This is a genomic window from Pseudomonas sp. LS_2, assembly GCF_042709235.1.
Lineage (GTDB): Bacteria > Pseudomonadota > Gammaproteobacteria > Pseudomonadales > Pseudomonadaceae > Aquipseudomonas.
In genome coordinates this window covers 53692-69521 of the sequence record NZ_JAVAYC010000025.1, presented here as the reverse complement: position 1 = coordinate 69521, position 15830 = coordinate 53692, and the positions used below count along the sequence as shown (strand labels likewise).

14 protein-coding genes, 2 pseudogenes and 1 riboswitch are annotated in these 15830 nt (G+C 64.2%); of the genes and pseudogenes, 11 read left to right on the top strand and 5 right to left on the bottom strand.

Going from position 1 to position 15830, the window contains the following annotated elements:
* Positions 1-103 precede the first annotated feature (103 nt).
* A riboswitch (cobalamin riboswitch) is annotated at positions 104-330 on the top strand.
* 96 nt (positions 331-426) lie between these two features.
* The 7 genes from RAC97_RS19760 to RAC97_RS19730 all read left to right on the top strand — a co-directional run bounded on the left by RAC97_RS19760 (position 427) and on the right by RAC97_RS19730 (position 6949).
* A complete protein-coding gene (locus tag RAC97_RS19760; protein WP_375101305.1) occupies positions 427-612 on the top strand; it encodes a CbtB domain-containing protein in 186 nt (61 codons plus the stop codon).
* Between the two features lie 9 nt (positions 613-621).
* Complete coding sequence (locus tag RAC97_RS19755) at positions 622-1320, top strand: CbtA family protein (RefSeq protein ID WP_375101304.1); 699 nt, start codon at positions 622-624, stop codon at positions 1318-1320.
* Positions 1320-1730, top strand: coding sequence for a cobalamin biosynthesis protein (locus RAC97_RS19750; protein ID WP_375101303.1), 411 nt, complete (start codon positions 1320-1322; stop codon positions 1728-1730). Before RAC97_RS19755 ends, RAC97_RS19750 begins: the two co-directional genes overlap by 1 nt.
* A 33-nt stretch (positions 1731-1763) precedes the next feature.
* Positions 1764-2513: a precorrin-4 C(11)-methyltransferase gene (cobM, locus tag RAC97_RS19745; RefSeq protein ID WP_375101302.1), complete on the top strand. Its 750-nt coding sequence runs from the start codon at positions 1764-1766 to the stop codon at positions 2511-2513.
* A 63-nt stretch (positions 2514-2576) separates the two neighbouring features.
* Entirely contained in the window at positions 2577-2837 is a 261-nt protein-coding gene (locus RAC97_RS19740) for a DUF1272 domain-containing protein (protein WP_375101301.1), read from the top strand.
* 230 nt (positions 2838-3067) lie between these two features.
* Entirely contained in the window at positions 3068-3682 is a 615-nt protein-coding gene (locus RAC97_RS19735) for a response regulator (protein WP_375101300.1), read from the top strand.
* Between the two features lie 12 nt (positions 3683-3694).
* Positions 3695-6949 carry a transporter substrate-binding domain-containing protein gene (locus RAC97_RS19730; RefSeq protein ID WP_375101299.1) on the top strand — a complete coding sequence of 1085 codons (3255 nt, stop codon included), beginning with the start codon at positions 3695-3697 and terminating at the stop codon, positions 6947-6949.
* Here the strand turns inward: RAC97_RS19730 and RAC97_RS19725 are convergent.
* The 3 genes and pseudogenes from RAC97_RS19725 to RAC97_RS19715 all read right to left on the bottom strand — a co-directional run.
* A pseudogene (locus RAC97_RS19725) lies at positions 6924-7358 on the bottom strand (methyl-accepting chemotaxis protein); the annotation flags it as partial. The gene RAC97_RS19730 and the pseudogene RAC97_RS19725 overlap by 26 nt on opposite strands.
* A gap of 102 nt (positions 7359-7460) precedes the next feature.
* A pseudogene (locus RAC97_RS19720) lies at positions 7461-8144 on the bottom strand (PAS domain-containing protein); the annotation flags it as partial.
* Positions 8145-8344: 200 nt separating this feature from the next.
* On the bottom strand, positions 8345-9364 hold the full coding sequence (locus tag RAC97_RS19715) for a LacI family DNA-binding transcriptional regulator (RefSeq protein ID WP_375101298.1): 1020 nt from the start codon (positions 9362-9364) through the stop codon (positions 8345-8347).
* Positions 9365-9559: 195 nt separating this feature from the next.
* On the opposite strand from RAC97_RS19715, the gene RAC97_RS19710 reads away from it, so the two are divergent.
* From RAC97_RS19710 to RAC97_RS19700, 3 genes are all read left to right on the top strand, one after another.
* A complete protein-coding gene (locus RAC97_RS19710; protein ID WP_375101297.1) occupies positions 9560-10099 on the top strand; it encodes a gluconokinase in 540 nt (179 codons plus the stop codon).
* 101 nt (positions 10100-10200) lie between these two features.
* Complete coding sequence (locus tag RAC97_RS19705; protein WP_375101296.1) at positions 10201-11553, top strand: GntP family permease; 1353 nt, start codon at positions 10201-10203, stop codon at positions 11551-11553.
* Between the two features lie 84 nt (positions 11554-11637).
* Positions 11638-11928 (top strand): hypothetical protein, encoded by a 291-nt coding sequence (locus RAC97_RS19700; RefSeq protein WP_375101295.1) that lies wholly within the window; start codon positions 11638-11640, stop codon positions 11926-11928.
* Positions 11929-12044: 116 nt separating this feature from the next.
* On the opposite strand, the gene xerC is transcribed toward RAC97_RS19700, so the two are convergent.
* Positions 12045-12959 (bottom strand): tyrosine recombinase XerC, encoded by a 915-nt coding sequence (gene xerC / locus RAC97_RS19695; protein WP_375101294.1) that lies wholly within the window; start codon positions 12957-12959, stop codon positions 12045-12047.
* A gap of 385 nt (positions 12960-13344) precedes the next feature.
* Between xerC and RAC97_RS19690 the strand changes: the two genes are divergently transcribed.
* Positions 13345-13605 (top strand): DUF1652 domain-containing protein, encoded by a 261-nt coding sequence (locus RAC97_RS19690; RefSeq protein WP_375101293.1) that lies wholly within the window; start codon positions 13345-13347, stop codon positions 13603-13605.
* Between the two features lie 16 nt (positions 13606-13621).
* Here the strand turns inward: RAC97_RS19690 and RAC97_RS19685 are convergent, their stop codons facing one another.
* Positions 13622-15709: a putative bifunctional diguanylate cyclase/phosphodiesterase gene (locus tag RAC97_RS19685; RefSeq protein ID WP_375101292.1), complete on the bottom strand. Its 2088-nt coding sequence runs from the start codon at positions 15707-15709 to the stop codon at positions 13622-13624.
* Positions 15710-15830 lie beyond the last annotated feature (121 nt).

The window sequence follows — 15830 nt, the reverse complement described above, 5'->3', positions numbered from 1 at the left end:
GCAAGAGCAAGAGCAAGAGCAAGAGCAAAAGCGGTGGCGAGGCTCGCCAGAGCCAGAGGCAGGTAGGCTGATTGGAATTGACTGAAATATTTCCTCATGATTTGCTAGCACATTGCGTTCGGGTGCCCCCACCAGGGGGGTGAAACGGGAAACCGGTGCGTCGCAGGCCCCCACCCAGGGCCCGACAACTCCGGTGCTGCCCCCGCAACGGTAAGCGAGCGAAGCGTCTGAACCACTGTGCCCGCAGCAAGGCATGGGAAGGTGACGCCATTCAGGAACCTCGATTCCTCCTCGCAAGCCCGGAGACCGGCCCGACGTTCAATGATCACCCCGCGGAGGGCGGGCGCTGTCGCACTTCCCTGGGCAACCCTCGCCCGGGAGCGTCGCGCTTGTCCGTTGCCAAGAAGAAAAGCAGAGGAAAGCGTCATGCCCATCACCAGCGCCAAACACAGCATCGCCACCCCGATCAGCCTCAGCCAACGCCTCGTCGTCGCCATCGGCGCCAGCCTCCTGGGCCTTTGCCTGGTCTACTTCGCCGGCTTCTCGCACATCGAAGCCGTCCATAATGCCGCCCACGACACCCGCCACAGCGCCGCCTTCCCCTGCCACTGAGTGCCGCCCATGATCTCGCGAATCGCCCGCACCGCAGGCTTCAGCGGCCTGCTCGCCGCCCTGCTGCTGACCCTGCTGCAAAGCTTCTGGGTCGCCCCGCTGATTCTCCAGGCGGAAACCTACGAAAGCACAGGCCCGGTCACCGAGCAGCATGACCATGCCGGCGAGGTCGTTGCTGCCCACACCCACGAACACAGCGAGGAAGCCTGGGCCCCTGAAGACGGCTGGCAGCGCATCCTGTCCACGACCGGTGGCAACCTGGTGGTAGCCGTCGGCTTCGCCCTGATCCTCACCGCCCTGTACAGCCTTCGCGAGCCTGGCCGGGTCAGCACCGGCGCACTCTGGGGCCTTGCCGGCTTCGCCGTGTTCTGCCTGGCACCTACCCTCGGCCTGCCGCCAGAGCTGCCAGGCACCGCCGCCGCCGACCTGGGCCAGCGCCAGACCTGGTGGGTCGGTACCGCCGCCGCCACCGCCGCAGGCCTGGCACTGCTGGTGTTCGCCAGACACTGGCTGTTCAAGGTGGGCGGCGTCGTGCTGCTGGTGGCCCCGCACCTGGTCGGCGCCCCCCAGCCAGAAGTGCATGAAAGCCTCGCTCCTGAAGCGCTCGAGTCACAATTCGTGATCGCCTCGTGGCTGACCAACGCGGCCTTCTGGGTGGCCCTGGGCCTGCTCAGCGCCTGGCTGTATCGTCGCTCCAGCCCAGCCTGATGAGCCAAGCGGCCATAGCGCCGGCGCTGTATGCCGGCTTTGGCTGCCGCAGCGGTTGCCCGGTCGAGACACTGGACACCCTGCTACGGCAAACCCTCAGCGAACACCAACTGCCGTTGTCGGCCCTGCGCGGCATCGCCAGCATCGATAGCAAAGCGCATGAGCCAGGCCTGCTGCAACTGGCCGAACGGCTCGGCCTGCCGCTGACAGTATTCACCGCGCAACACCTGCTGCCGCTGGCTCCCAGGCTTAGCCACAGGTCCGATATAACCTTCAGGCACACCGGCTGTTGGGGGGTTGCCGAAAGCTCGGCCTTGGCATTGGCGCAATCCAACTACCCGCACGCTAACCTGAGGGTCGAGCGCCAAGTGCTCGGGCCCGCTACCCTGGCCATCGCCAGTCCCGTGTAATCGCCCTACTCTTCCGCTTCCCAAGGATTTGCCATGACGGTCTATTTCATCGGCGCCGGCCCCGGCGACCCGGAGCTGATTACGGTCAAAGGCCAGCGCCTGATCCGTCAGTGCCCGGTCATCATCTATGCAGGCTCGTTGGTGCCTGCCGCCGTACTGCAAGGGCACAGCGCCGAAACCGTGATAAACAGCGCAGAGCTGCACCTGGAACAAATTATCGACGCGATGTGCCAAGCCCATGCCAAAGGCCAGGATGTCGCGCGGGTGCACAGCGGCGATCCCAGCCTGTACGGGGCCATCGGCGAGCAGATTCGCCACCTGCGTGAACTGGGTATCGACTTCCAGATCATCCCGGGTGTTACAGCCACCGCCGCCAGCGCGGCATTGCTCGGCTGCGAGCTGACCCTGCCAGGGGTAGCGCAGACGGTTATCCTCACCCGCTACGGCGACAGCTCACCGATGCCGCCCGGCGAACAACTGACAGACCTTGCACGGCATCGCGCCACCTTGGCCATTCACCTGGGGGTCCGCCACCTGCAACGCATCGTCGCCGAATTGCTTCCACATTACGGGGCAGACTGCCCCATCGCCGTGCTGCATCGCACCAGTTGGCCCGACCAGGACTGGGTCAAGGGGACCCTGGCAGATATCGTCGAGCAGGTGGCGGCCAAGGGTTTCAGGCGCACAGCGCTGATTCTGGTGGGCCACGTGCTGGGCGATGCACCGTTTGCCGACTCGGCCTTGTACAGGGCCGCCCATGCGCACCTCTACCGCCCTGGCTGACGATTGCAGCCAGGCAGTGATCTGGACCACACTCCAGGCTTTCTTGCCCATAGGAATAACGCGATGCTCGAGCTGCGCCCCAATTGCGAATGCTGTGACGTCGACCTGCCCGGCGATAGCCTGGATGCGTTGATCTGTTCGTTCGAATGCACATTCTGCCGCGCCTGTGCCGAGCAGCGCCTGCAAGGGCGCTGCCCCAACTGCAGTGGGCAACTGCTGCAAAGGCCAACACGCGTCGGGGCGGCCCTGCACAACAATCCCGCCTCGAGCTTGCGCATTTCCAAGCCGCATCCCGGCTGTAAGGCCTCCACTCCAGGCGCTTGAGCGCCGCCTCGCCCCGCGCAGGTCGGCACCGCAGCCTGCCTGCCGCGCACTGTTTTCTGCCAGCTATTCTTGTAGGAATTTTCGACAGTTCTTACGGGTAATTTCCACAGCGTTATGCCTGCCATTACCAAGACCCGAGAATGTACGTATTGTGCGCGCAGCTGGATTGGCCCTACAGAAGTGTTCCTGGGATTCCAGGAAACGGACAATATTTCCTACAGGAGTTTCCCATGACAACTGTGCTGATGGTCGACGACCACCCCACCGTCAGGCTAGCTGTGCGCATTCTGCTCGAGCGCGAGCGCTTCACTGTCGTCGGTGAAAGTGGCGACGGCATCGAAGCCGTGCAAATGGCGCGCAGGCTTTCCCCCAACGTGGTCATCCTCGACATCGGACTTCCAGGGCTCGATGGCATGGAAGTCATAAAGCGCCTGCAACTGCTGGACCCAGCGCCCAAGATCATGGTGCTCACCGGGCAACCCGCCGATCTTTACGTGCGCCGTTGCCTGGACGCCGGCATCGCCGCCTTCGTCAACAAGGACGAAGACCTCGATGCCGTGGTGTTCGCCCTCAAGGCGCTGGTCAAGGGTTACTCGACCTTCCCGCAGATGTCGGTCAACAGCAACTCGCTGGAAAGCGAAGGTGTGCGCCTGGACAGCCTGTCCAACCGTGAGATGGAAGTGCTGCGTCGGTTGACGCGAGGCGAGAACAACAAGTACATCGGCGAGCGCATGAACCTCAGTGCCAAGACCATCAGCACCTACCGTGGCCGAATCATGGAGAAACTCAAGACCGAGTCCCTCGTGGAAATGGTCGACCTGGCCAAGCGTAACCAAGTGCTCTGAACTTTATCCTCCATGAAAGGCATGTTGCCTGGCCTGCTTCTGCTCACGACCCTGGCCATGCCCACCCTCGCACCGGCACAGGGCGAGCCACGCCAGTTGCTTCCCCGCTCCCTGAGCGCCATGGCGCCACTGCCGGTACCGCCCCGGGACCAACACTGGCTGCAACAGCGAAAAGTGCTGGTGCTGGGCAGCTCGACGCCTGACTATCCGCCCTTTGAGATCAACGTGAGCCTGCACGACTACGAGGGCCTGAGCGCCGACTATGCAGGCCTGGTCGGCGAACAGCTGGGGGTGGCGGTGCAGGTGCTGCGCTTCTCCAGCCGCGCCGCCGCCATCCAAGCACTGCGCGAGGGGCGTATCGACCTGCTCGGCAGCTCCAACGCGTTCGAGGCCGCCGATGCCGGCCTGGCCTTGAGCCAGCCCTATGCCGACGACCTGCCGGTCATCGTCACGCGCCAGGGGCCAACCCTGAACAAAGACGACAACCTGGCCGGCATGCGCCTGGCGATGGTTGACCACTACCTGCCCGTAGCCACCCTCCACGCGCTCTACCCCAAGGCTCGCCTGCAACTCTATCGCTCGACTGCTGCCGGTATCGACGCCGTCGCCCAGGGCGAGGCCGATGCCTTCATCGGCGATGCCATCAGTTCCGACTTCCTGATCGGCAGCACCTACCAAGGCCTGGTGCGGATCGACCATTTCGTCCCCTTACCTCCCGGCGTCTTCGCCTTCGCCCTGAACCGCGACAACGCCCGTCTCGCCAGCCTGGTCAACCAGGCAGTGGCACGTATCACCGACAGCGAACGGCTGAATATTCTGCGCCGCTGGACCAGCGGCAATACCAGCCTGCTGCTGCAACGACACCTGAGCAACCTGACCGTCCAGGAACAGGATTGGATAGCCAGCAACCCCAGCATACGCGTGCTGGTCAACACCGCCTTGGCGCCACTGACCTTCAAGGACAGCCAGCAACGTCCGAGCGGCATCACTCTGGATCTGCTCAAGCAGATCGGCCTGCGCACCGGGCTGCATTTCACAGTGCTCGAACGCGATACGGTTTCCACCCTGATCGACGAGGTGGCTCGCGGCGAGGCGGAAATGGCGGGAGCCTTGGATTTTGGTCCGAAACGCCTGGCGCGCCTGCTCTACACCCGGCCATACCTCATCACCCCGCGGGTAGTGGTGGTGCGCAACGACTCACCGGCCATGCAAACACTGGATGGTCAACGCATCGCGCTGGTGCCCGATGCTGCCCAGCATGCCGCGCTGCAGGCAAGCTACCCGAAGGCCAGGGTCGTCGAAGCACAAGACGCACTGGCGCTCATGGAAGCGGTGGCCAGAGGCAAGGCGGACGCCGCCCTTACCGGGCACCTCACCGCCACCTACTACATCACCCAGGTATTCAAGGACAGGCTGCGTATCGCCGGGTTGCAGGACGACTCCCCTTCCGTTGCCGCCTTTGCCGTGGCACCTCACTTGCCGCAGTTGCAATCGATCCTCGACAAGGCACTGTTGAGCATCCCCCCCGAGGAAATGCACCAATTGGTGAGCCGCTGGCGGCCAAGCGCGGTGGCCAGCGATAGCCTGTGGGGCAATTATCGAACGCTGCTGCTGCAACTGGCGGGGCTGTCGACCCTGTTGCTGGCCGGCGTGGTGTTCTGGAACAGCTACCTGCGCAAGCTGATCCAGCAACGCGGCGAAGCTCAACGGGGCTTGCAGGCGCAACTGGCGCTCAGCGGCTCGTTGCTTGAGCAATTGCGCCAGGCCAAGGACGCCGCCGAACAGGCCAACCAGGCGAAAAGCCGCTTCCTGGCGATCATGAGCCACGAGATCCGCACACCGATGAATGCGGTGATCGGCCTGCTGGAGCTTGCGCTGGAAGACAGCCGTCAAGGCCGCAGCGACCCCGAGGGCTTGCGTACCGCCCATGACTCGGCCCTGGGGCTGCTGGAGCTGATTGGCGACATTCTCGATATTTCACGCATCGAAGCCGGGCATATGACCCTGCAGCCGGTCGCCACCGAACTGACTGCGCTGGTGCACTCGACCGTGCGGGTATTCGATGGCAACGCGCGACGCAAAGGCCTGGTGTTGCAAGCACGGTTGCCGCAAGGCCAGGCCTGGGTGATGCTCGATCCGCTGCGCCTGCGCCAGGTGCTCTCCAACCTGCTGAGCAACGCCATCAAGTTCACCGAGCAAGGCGGTATCGATGTCACGCTGACCGTCGAGACAGCGGCTCAGGGGCAACCCCTGAAGGTTCGCCTGCGTGTGCAGGACAGTGGGGTCGGGATCAGCACGGCAGACCAGGCCCGGCTGTTCCAGCGCTTCGCCCAGCTGGACAGCCACCTGGCCCGACAAGGTGCCGGGCTCGGCCTGGTGATCAGTCGAACCCTGTGCCAGTTGATGGGCGGCACCCTGCACCTGAGCAGCGCCGAGGGGGTCGGCACCGAAGTGGACGTACAGTTGCCATTGCCCGCCGCCCAACCTGTGGTGCGTGAAACGCCGCCACCCGTCGAAACGGTCGAGGCCGCGTCTTTGCGCGTGCTGGTGGTCGACGACTACCCCGCCAATCGCATGCTGATGCAAAGGCAGTTGCACAGCCTGGGGCACCACGTCACCCTGGCCGAACACGGCGAGGCAGCCCTGGCCCTGTGGCAGCCAGGTCGGTTCGACTGGGTACTCACCGATTGCAGCATGCCGGTGATGGATGGCCATGCCTTGGCCCGACAGTTGCGCATTCAGGAGCAGGCCAGCGGCACGCCCCCTTGCACAATCCTTGGCATCACCGCCAATGCCCAGGCAGAGGAACGCGAGCGCTGCCTGGCTTCGGGCATGGATGGCTGCCTGTTCAAGCCGGTGAGCCTGGCCACCTTGAGCACCCATCTGCCACGGGCGCGCCAAGTCGAGGCGAACACGGCACCGGCTGGTTTCGACCTTACGCGGCTGCACCACCTGACCCAAGGCGATGCACGACTGGCCCAGCGACTGCTCGAACAACTTGCCCAAAGTACCGCCGAAGACCTGCAGGCCCTGCGAACCCTCCCCCCCGACGGCCACGACGAACGCCTGAAGCCTCTGGTTCACCGCATCAAGGGCGGGGCCCGCATGCTCCGCGTCAAGAACCTGGTACACGACTGCGAAGCCATCGAAAAAGCCTGCGCCGACGCGGCGCCGACCCGCCACCTCTTGGTGCGTCTGGATGCCAGCCTGCAAGCGCTGCAACGGCAACTGCGTGACGACCTCAGTGCAATTGCAACGTCGAGCTGATCTGGCTGATCGCATCCACCACGTGACGGGAGCCCTGCTGGATTTCCATGATGACCGTGCCGGCTTCGTTGGCCAGTTCCACCCCAAGGTCGGTGCGGGAAAGGCTCGACTGCATGCTCGCCACCGCGGTCAACGACAGGTCATGGTTCTGTCGCACCACCTCGACGATCTCCAGCGTTGCCTGGCTGGTCCGCGCCGCCAGGCTGCGCACCTCATCGGCGACCACCGCGAAACCCCGCCCATGTTCACCAGCCCGCGCCGCTTCGATAGCTGCATTGAGGGCCAGCAGGTTGGTCTGGTCAGCGATACCCCGAATGGTCAGGACGATCTTGCCGATTACCTCCGATTGCTTGCTGACCGCATCGATGCGCCGCGCGGCGTCGTTCAGCTCGGCGGAGATCTGCTCGATCACCTCAACGGTCTGCTGCACCACCTGGGTACCCTTGCGCGCACAGGCGTCGGTCTGCACGGAGCTGGCATGGGCGGCATCGGCTGCGCTCTGCTGGGTGCTGACCTGGTGGGTGATGTCGCTGGCGAACTTCACCACTTTGTACAGGCGACCCTTGTTGTCGAAGATCGGGTTGTAGCACGCCTCCAGGTATACCGTGCGGCCCTGCTTGTCGACCCGTTCGAAACGGTGGGAGTGGTACTCGCCGCGGTTGAGCGAGGCCCAGAACTCGCGGTATTGCACCGACTCGCGCTCTTCCTGCGTGCAGAACAGGCCGTGGTGGCGCCCTACCACCTCCTCGAGGCGATAACCCATGGTGTCGAGGAAGTTCTGGTTGGCCTTGATGACCCGACCTTGCGGGGTGAACTCGATCACCGCCATGGCCCGACCAATGGCCTTGAGCAGGCTTTCGCTCTCATGTTCTTCGTTGATCCGCTGGGTGATGTCGGAGGCGACCTTGATCACGCTGGTCACTTGCTGGCGCTCGTCGAGCACTGGCATGTAGCTGGCCTCCAGCCACACTTCCCGACCGGCCTTGTCGACCCGCTCGAAGGTGCCGCTGATCGCCTTTCCCTGCCCCAGCGCCTGCCACAGCTGCTGGTACTCGGTGCTCTTGGCGTAGGCGGGGTCGCAGAAAAGCCGGTGGTGCTGGCCGCGGATCTCTTCGGCGTCATAGCCCATGGTCGCGCAGAAATGCTCATTGGCGTCGAGGATGGTGCCGTCGGGGCTGAATTCGATCATCGCCATCGACCGGCTGATCGCTGCGAGCTTGGCATCCATTCCTGAGAGCGCCTTGTGGCAACGCTCGATCTCGATCACGTCGGACTTGCGATGGTACTCGAACATTTGGACCGGGCTCCTTTATGCGCGGGACTTCCTGAGCATAGATGGGCGCCGCCGCCATGCAAGCGATCTGATATCACCTTGTAATTAAGCCTGGGGGAGGCTCAGGAGCTTTCGCGTACCACCAGCTCGAAACCCATGTCCTGCTGCTCGTTCGCCACCCGCTTGCCATCGAGCAAGGCCAGCAGCGCCTGCGCGGCATTGCGCCCCACGGCAGCACGCGGCGTGCGAATGGAGGTCAGGCGCGGCACCATGTGCGCCGAGGCCGGCAAGTCATTGAAACCGACCATGGCCACCTGTCGCGGTACTTCGATGCCCTGGCGCAAGGCCTGGAGCACCGCGCCTTGGGCCAGGTCGTCGTTGCAGAAGAAGATGCCATCGACATCCGGCGACTGCGCCATCAAGCGGCTGAACAGTGCGCCGCCCAGTTCGATGGAAGACGGCTGCGGGGCCAGCAACTCCAGCTCCGCCGCCAGCAGGCCAGCAGCGCCCAGTGCCTGGCGGAAACCCTCGGCACGTTGCATTACACGGGGGTCGAGCTGCGCCGCGATAAAGGCCAGGCGCCGCCGCCCACGCTCGATCAGGTGACGAGCCGCCGCCGCCCCTGCCTGTTGCTGGGAAAAGCCCACCGACAAAGCGCCTGGTTCCCCGCCCAGCTCCATCATGTGCACACAAGGTACGCCACTGGCGGCCAGCATCTGCCGCGATGCCTCGCTGCGATCGAAGCCAGTCAGCAGGATGCCGCACGGCTGGTAGGCCAGGTAGTTGCGAATCAAGTTCTCTTCTTCGGCGATATCGTAGTGATAGTTGCCGATCAACACCTCAAGCCCCCGAGGCCGCATGACTTCGTGGATGGCTTCCAGGGTGTCGATGAACAGCTGGTTGGAGAGCGATGGGATCAGCACTACCACTGACTGGCTGCGGGCAGATGCCAGGGCGCGGGCCGCAGGGTTAGCCACATACCCAAGGCTGGCGGCTGCGGCCTGGACCTTCTCCACCAATGCCGGGGCGACAGTTGCGACCCCACGCAGGGCGCGCGAAGCGGTAATCGGGGAAACCCCGGAAAGCCGGGCGACTTCTGCCAGGGTAGGACGACCGGTGGTACGCGAGCCTGTTCGGGACATGGGTGTTGTAATTTTACTACTTGCCAGGAAAGGGAACGGTCACTAAGGTAGCGCTGTCTCAAGACCCAGGCAACGTAATCTTGCCCTGGCGTCCATACTGCGTCTTACAAAACCAATAACACCCGGGAGGGTAGCGCTCGCGACTCGTGCCTTGACGTTCCGAGACAGCGCTATCTCACCCCGCAGGAGGTACTGATGAATGCTCCCCTGTCCGCAATCGTGGTAATGGGCGTGGCTGGCTGCGGCAAGAGTGTCGTGGGCTCGGCCATCGCCGCCCGAAGTGGCGGCCGCCTGATCGAAGGCGATGCCTTCCACCCTGCCGAGAACATCCAGAAGATGAGCGCCGGCATCCCCCTGGACGACCAGGACCGTGCCGGTTGGCTGGTACGCCTGGGCCAGGAGCTGCAGGCCACCATCGCCGCTGGCGAACGTCCTATCCTGACGTGTTCGGCACTCAAGCAGCGCTATCGCGACACCTTGCGCGATGCCGTGCCAGGCCTTGGCTTCGTATTCCTCGAACTGACCCCGGCCGAAGCCGAAAAGCGCGTGCTGGCACGCCCTGGGCACTTCATGCCGGCCAGCCTGATCGACAGCCAGTTCGCCGCCCTCGAAGCGCCCCACGGTGAACCCCTGACCCTTGCCCTGGACGCCACCCAACCGATCGATACCCTGGCCGGGCTGGTACACATCTGGCTAAAGCCCCACGGTGAACCGAAGCTTGCGCGAACCGCCTGAGCGGGCGGTTTTCCGGCTCACCAAAGACAGCGCTGTCTCAACCTGAACGTTTCACCCCGTTTCGCCACTAACAACAACGACAAGACCGAGGCATACCCACCATGTTCGGACTGGCTACCGATACCTTCCTATTGCTTGACGCCCTGGTGACCATCATCGGGCTCATCCTGCTGATTACCCATTTCAAGGTCCACCCCTTCGTCGCCCTGACCCTGGCTGCAGGCTTTCTCGGCCTGACCTCCGGCATGCCGGTCGCCAAGGTGATGAAGTCGTTCCAGGACGGCTTCGGCGGCGTACTGGGCTTCGTCGGCATCGTCCTGGCGCTGGGCACCATGCTCGGCAAGCTGATGGCCGACTCCGGCGGCGCCGACCAGATCGCCCAGACGCTGATCCGCGCCTTTGGCAAGCAGAAGGTGCACTGGGCGATGATGTTCGCCGCATTCCTGGTGGGCATCCCGCTGTTCTTCGAAATTGGCTTCGTGCTGCTGATACCGCTGGTGTTCATCGTCGCCCGGCGCTCGGGGGTGTCGCTGGTGAAGATCGGCATACCGCTGCTGGCCGGCCTTTCCGTGGTTCACGGCCTGGTGCCGCCACACCCGGGCCCGCTGCTGGCCATCGGGATTTTCCACGCCGACATTGGCAAGACCATCTTCTATGGCCTGCTGGTCGCCCTGCCGACCGCCGTCATCGCCGGCCCGTTGTTCGGTAACTTCATTTCTCGCTATATCCCCGGTAACCCGTCCCAGGAACTGATGGACCAGATCGCCCGTGAATCCAACCGGGAGAACCTGCCAAGCTTCACCATCACCCTGGTCACCGTGCTGTTGCCCGTCGCACTGATGCTGCTCAAGACCTTCGCCGACGTGGTACTGCCAGCCGAGCACATCGTGCGCCAGTGGCTGGATCTGATCGGCCATCCGATCAGCGCCCTGCTTGCGGCATTGCTGCTGGCCTTCTACACCTTCGGCTCGGCGCGGGGCTTCTCGCGCCAGCAGATCATGAAGATGCTCGACCAGAGCCTGGCGCCCACCGCGGCCATCGTGTTGATCGTAGGCGCCGGTGGCGGCTTCAAGCAGATGCTGGTGGATACCGGTGTGGGCAACGTGATCGGGCAGATGGCCGTGCAGGCCGAGATCTCGCCGATCCTGCTGGCCTGGCTGGTGGCGGCGGTAATTCGTATCGCCACCGGCTCCGCCACCGTTGCCACCATTACCGGTGCCGGCATCGTCGCGCCGGTGGTCGACCTGGTGCCGGGGGTGAACCGTGAGCTGCTGGTACTGGCCACCGGCGCCGGCTCGTTGATCCTGTCCCACGTCAACGATGCAGGGTTCTGGCTGGTCAAGCAGTACTTCAACATGACCGTGGCCGAAACCTTCAAGACCTGGAGCATGATGGAGACCATCCTGTCGGTGGTCGGCATCATCTTCATCATGTTGCTGTCGATGGTGATCTGACCGTCGGTCGGGATAATGGCACCTTGCTGCGCGTGGAATGGCCAAACGATTAACCACAACCACCGCGTCGCAAGGAGCCTGTCCATGAAACGCTACCTGCTGCTCGCTGCCCTGCTCTGTTCACCGCTGGCCATGGCGGTGGGCACCGGCACTACTTACCCGGACGACCCCCACAACCCGGCGCCCAAGCCTGGGGTGGACAGCACACTGAACCCCGTCGAGAAGCCCATGCCGCGTGATACCGACCCGCGCCTTCCGGGCGATGCCCCTGAGCGCCTGCCAGGCCAGCCGAATGACCAGCGGCTGCCAGGCATGGACGGTAGTGGGTCGGAAGGCAGTGGCGGCGGCCAAGGTGGCGGCGGCGGTAAACCCTGAGGCCCCCTTCGCGGTCAAACCCGCTCCTACGGCAAGCTGGCGCTGCTCACCTCCGGCCAGTGCCGTGGCGCCTCGTGCACTCGGTGCTGCGCCACGGCTGGTGAGAGGTGGTGACCTCAGTAATCGAAGCGCTCCACCGCCCGGCGCCGCTCGTTGTCGTCCCGCCGGTCGTAGCCGGCGGTGGTCTGGATATTAGCGTGGTGCGCCAACTTCTGCGCGATCGACAGGTCATGCTCTTCGATCACCCGGGTGATGAAGGCCCTGCGAAAATCATGGGGCATGATCTTGACCCCTACCTGCGCCCCACGTTGGCGGGCGATGTAGTAGATCGCATGCTTGGTGATGCGCGCCCGAGTGATGTGGTTGCCCCGGCGGATACGGTTGAACAGGAAGGCATCGTCCGCCACCCCTTCGGGCAACTGGGCACGGCGCAGGTCGAGCCAGGCCTGGAGCTTTTCGAAGGCCCAGGCCGGAGCGTACTTGAGCAGCTGGCGGTTGCCCTTGCCCAGCACCTGCAAACTGCGCTCCTGGAAGTCGACCTGGGCCAGGTCGATGTCCACCGACTCGGACTTGCGCATCCCGGTGCCATACAGCAACGCAATGATCGCCGCATCGCGCACCCCCTGGGGACGCGGGTCGGCGGCGCAAACCTGCATCAACTCGCGAATCAGGCTACGCCGCAAGTTGCGCCCGGCCGGCAGGCGACTGCCCGCGACAGGCTTCACCTCACGGATGCGCAACAAGCGCTCGTGGTCGATCAAGCCCTGGCGCCACGCCTCGTTCATCACCCCACGCAGCGCGTTGACGTACAGCGACGAGGTGTTGGGCGCGTAGCCGTCCTCGCGCAGGGCAGCCACCAGGGCAATTACCTGCCCCGGCCCGAGGCCGTGCCAGGGCACCTCGCTGATATCGCAGTCAACGAAGCCCAGGCGGTCAGCGGCGTCCTGAAGGATGTAGCGCATGGTCAACTGGCTCGATGGCGCCAGTCGGGCGAGGTACTGCAACAGAGGGTTGTGCACAAGGTGGGTCAAAACGGCGTCCTGTAGCGTGAAACGACATGCAGCGTCGCCGCCATGACTTTGATGTACAAGGGGTTGCGTACGCGGCAGCGCTGCAATGGTACCCCATGGCAGCGCCCATGGAGATACAGCCTGCCTTGGGATGGCAGGCTGCCGTTGGTCCGAAACTTGACCTGCGAAGCGGAGCCGGCTTCCCCGCGCCGCGCCACGGAAAACGTTTGCCAGGCGCTTTGCGGGCCCGGACAGCGTACTCAGCGCTGTGACGCAATTCATGCAATGACATCTTTGTCACATAGCGTGGGCGACACTGACCGGGTAACTGCTATGGTTAGAGTTCCCCGAGCAATCAGATGGCCACCCATCCGGCGTGTTCAGGCTCAAGACAAGGAGGCTGGCAATGAACAAGATGACGTTCCCCAACGCCTGCCAGGTGATGCGCTGGCATTTTCATCCCTTGGGCTTCGAGGCCAGCATGGATGCGCCGCGCAGCATGGTCGCGCGGCTGTTTGACCGGGCCACCGGCGAAACCCTGCTGGCCATTGCCGGCATTCCCTGCACGGCGATCATGGCGGCCACGGACGTGGAACGCATCATCGAGGCCATAGAAGTGGAAATGGAGGCTTTCGCCCCCTTCCGTAGCTTGCAGGACGCGGTCTGACGCCGGGCCTTTCACGTCACGTTACTTCATTGGGCATGACTTGCTTGCTGTCGAGCTCACGTATGAGCTGCTCAGGCGGCACTGGGCGGCCCAGCAGGTAGCCCTGCAACGAATCGCACCCCAGCCGCGTGAGGAAGTCCTGCTGGCCGTCTGTTTCCACCCCTTCGGCGACGATACGCAGGCCCAGCGCCTGCCCCAGCGCGACGATGGCCGAGACGATCGCTGCATCGTCGCTGTCCTGCTCCAGGTCGCGCACAAACCCGCGGTCGATCTTCAGCTCGTTGGCGGGCAGGCGCTTGAGATACATCAGGCTGGAATAACCGGTGCCGAAATCGTCGATGGACAGGTCCACGCCCATGTCCGCCAGGCGCTGCAACACCGCAAGGCTGGCATCGGCATCGCGCATCGCCGTGGTCTCGGTGATTTCCAGGGTCAATCGGTGTGCAGGCAGGCCATTGCTAGCCAGGGCCTCGGCCACACTGTGCACCAGGCCTGGGTAGCAGAACTGGATGGTCGAAAGGTTCACCGCGATACGCCAGTCTTCACGGCCTTGCTCGAGCCACACGCGCATCTGTCGGCAGGCCTCGCCCAGTACCCATTCGCCGATGGGGATTATCAGACCGGTCTTTTCCGCCAGGCCAATGAAGCGGTCTGGCAGCAGCAGGCCATGCTGGGGGTGCTCCCAGCGCAGCAACGCCTCGGCGCCGATAGGCTCGCGCCGCATGGCGTCGAACTTGGGCTGGTAGTACAGGCGGAACTGGCCATGCTCCAAGGCGGCGCGCAGGTCCTGGAGCAGTTGCAGTTGCTGGCGTGCATTGCTGTTCATCGACATGTCGAAAAAGCTGTAGCCGTTCTTTCCTGCGCTCTTGGCGTGGTACATCGCGGCGTCGGCATTGCGCAGCAACTCGTGCAGGTCGCCGCCATTGCCGGGGTACAGCACGATCCCCAGGCTAGCCGACAGTTGCAGCTCGTGCTCGGCCACATGGAACGGCTGCGAGGCCAGGTTGACCTGCTGCTCGGCCACCCCTACGGCATCGTCGGGCTCTGCCAGTTCCACCAGCAGCACGAACTCGTCGCCGCCGATCCGCGCCAGGGTGTCCTGGCTGTGCAGGCCAGCGCGCAAGCGTGCGCCTACCGCCTTGAGCAGTTGGTCGCCGACATGGTGGCCGAAGGCGTCGTTGACCGGCTTGAAGCCATCCAGGTCGATGAACATCAAGGCAAAGCAGCCGCCCTGCTCGGCGACCTTGGCGATCGCCTGCTCGATACGGTCGGCCAGCAAGGTGCGGTTGGGCAGCCCGGTAAGGGTGTCGTGCAGGGCCAGCTGGGTCAGTTCCTGGTTGGCCAGGGTCAGCGAGCGGGCAAGCTCTGCGGTGCGCGACTCCATGCGTGCATCCAGCACCGAGGTCAGCAAGGCGACGGACAGCACCGCCAAGGTGGTGATCAGCACGACGTAGTCCAGCCAGTTACCCGACAGCCCCGTGGCCAGGGCGCCGCAATAGCTGCCCTCGGGAAACCCCGCCGCCGCCATGCCCGTGTAGTGCATACCAACGATGGCGATGCCCATCACCACCGCCGCCGCACCACGAATCTGCCGCACGTAGGGGGTATGCCGACGCAGGCGGAAGGCGATCCACAAGGCGGCCGCCGAAGCCCCCACCGCAATTGCCAGCGAGGCCGTGAACAAGCTCGGATCGTAGTCGATACCCGGCTGCATGCGCAGCGCCGCCATGCCGGTGTAGTGCATGCTGGCGATGCCCATGCCCATGAACAGCGCCCCCAGCGCCAACTGCGCGCACGGCAGGCGTGGCTGGCTCACCAGCCACAAGGCGAAACCTGACGACAGCACGGCGATCAGCAGCGAGAGAGCGGTCAGGGTCAGGTCGTAGCCCAGGTCGATGGGCAGCTTGAAGGCCAGCATGCCGATGAAATGCATCGACCAGATACCGACACCCATGGCCAGTGCGCCACCGCCCATCCAAAGGTAGACCGCCCGCCCCCTGGCCGTGGCCAGCCTTCCGGTGAGGTCCAGCGCCGTGTAGGACGCCAGGATCGCCACGAACAGCGAGATCAGCACCATCGAGAAGGAATAACTGCCCGTCAGCATTTCGAATTCCGGCCTTGCCCGCGAGGGCCTGGGAAAAGCGCAGAGTTTACGCGAGCGCAGGCGAAACGCACGGGGTTTTACAACGAAGACTGGATCCATTCCAGGTTGGCGCAGGCCGCTA